1 pseudogene is annotated in these 215 nt (G+C 43.3%); it reads right to left on the minus strand.

From position 1 onward, the window contains the following. Positions 1–215 (minus strand): annotated as a pseudogene (locus BN338_RS12345) (hypothetical protein); the annotation flags it as partial.

A 215-nucleotide genomic window follows, 5' to 3' on the forward strand; every position in this document is an offset into this window, starting at 1 on the left:
AGCGTTTGCTCCTGATTTGGAACTCCAGTAATCTCGAAACTTTGCAATTTCGACTTTCACACGTTCTGGAGGCAAGCCCTCTGCAATGGCAAAATCGTAATCAGGTTCAAAATCCGCAGGCAATCGACAACCGCGATTAGCTTTGGATTGTTTTGCTTTTTTGAGAACGCTTTCTTGCTCGTGAATGGGAGGTTGGTTTTCTAATGATATTTTGC

Source organism: Bartonella queenslandensis AUST/NH15, from assembly GCF_000312585.1.
GTDB lineage: Bacteria > Pseudomonadota > Alphaproteobacteria > Rhizobiales > Rhizobiaceae > Bartonella > Bartonella queenslandensis_A.